At 60.0% G+C, this 1,538-nt stretch carries 1 protein-coding gene and 1 pseudogene; both read right to left on the bottom strand.

The genetic code is table 11. The annotated features are described in order from the left end of the window. Positions 1-989, bottom strand: a 989-nt coding sequence (locus WNE31_RS18375) for a calcium-binding protein (protein ID WP_349981393.1), incomplete at its 3' end; no start/stop codon positions are given. A 174-nt stretch (positions 990-1,163) separates the two neighbouring features. After that, positions 1,164-1,538: pseudogene (locus tag WNE31_RS18370) on the bottom strand (hypothetical protein); the annotation flags it as partial.

Below are 1,538 nucleotides of genomic sequence, written 5' to 3'. Positions count from 1 at the left end.
TTGTAGTCCTGAATCCAGTCCGATCCATGGTCGCGAATGCCAATATGGAAGAACCGGTCTGCGCCGGCACCACCATTCACGCGGTCATGGCCCCAGCCGCCATTGACGAAATCGTCGCCATTCCCGCCGAAGATCAGATCGGACCAGGCGCTGCCGGTCAGGATGTCGGCACCGCCCGCACCAATCACGGTATCTGCGCCAAAGCCGCCTTCGATGGTGTCGTCGCCCGCGTCCCCGCGCAGTTCATCATTGCCATACCCGCCTTCGATCAGGTCGTTGCCATCGCCGCCATAGATCACATCACGCAGGTCGTCCGCGCTTTCACCCCCGACAAGGCTGTCATCCCCAGCCCCGCCGACAAGCGTGTCTGCCCCGTCACCGCCGTTCAGTGTGTCATTGCCGCCCTCACCTGACAGGCTGTCATTGCCGGCCAGCCCGTCCAGCGCGTCCGCCCCGTCAGTACCCGTCAGTGTGTCATCCCCCGCGGTCGGCGACACAGGCAGTGGCGCGCCATAGGCGGTTGCGGTGAAATCCGTGGTGATATCGAAATCATCCGAAACCGACGCATCCGGCAGGCGCGATGGGGACGCCGTATAGACCATGCCCGTCTGCCAGCCCGGCACGCCACCAGAGTATTCCCCGATACTGTCAATACGTTCCCAGAAACTTCCGTTCCAGCGCGACAGGAACAGGGCATCCACGTTCTCGGCAAAGAAGAACTGCATAAAGAAATTCTGGTCATCATGGTCGACCCCGGGCGCAGGATCGCCAAGAAACCGCGAGCCTACGGTAATGGTCTCGCCTGCGCCAATCGTGGTCGGGGCGGGGTTCATGTTTTCCAGAGAGCTCTGGTTCAGGCTGAAATTGTAGATCGAACTGAACCCGATGCCATAACCTGCGGCTTCAACCGGCGCGCTGCCCATGTTGGTGATGTCAAGCGCGAAACGGTCCTCGGTATCAATCCAGAGCCGTGTGATTTGCAGGGTCATGGCCGGTCCCTTCTTGTCCTCTCCTGTTCATAAATAGAGGGCAACGGGCGTTACTTGACAAGAAAAACTGATGAGATTGTAAAGCGGCCGACCGTCCAACGAATTACTCTGCGAGGCCAAAGAAAAGGGCGCGCAGGTGTTCTCTGCGCGCCCCAAGCCTGCATCCATCAGGAATTACAGCATCAAATCATATACCTGGCCGCCGATCTGCAGGTTGATGCTGTCCTGCCCGCCCCCATCCACCAGCGCCCACATGATCTGGCCGGTGGGCCGATAGATTACGAAGGCCTCTTCCGTGCTGTCGTCACCCGAGCGTTCGCCCGCCGCGTTGGTGGTGTGGTTAAAGTTCACCTGGAACTGTGACCGCGTGGCAGAGCCGTTGCCGAATTGCAGGATATCGCCTTCGGCCGCGTCATAGTCCTGGATCCAGTCCGACCCGTGGCCAAGCACGCCGATATGGAAGAACCGGTCGCCGCCGGTGCCGCCGTTTACAAGGTCATGGCCAAACCCGCCATTGACGAAATCGTCGCCATCGCCGCCAAAGATCAT

Origin of the sequence: Shimia fortis (genome assembly GCF_040225985.1) — a bacterium.
Taxonomy (GTDB): Bacteria; Pseudomonadota; Alphaproteobacteria; order Rhodobacterales; family Rhodobacteraceae; genus Shimia.
Note: the sequence above shows the minus strand (reverse complement) of the source record. Positions and strands in the feature narration are given on the sequence as shown.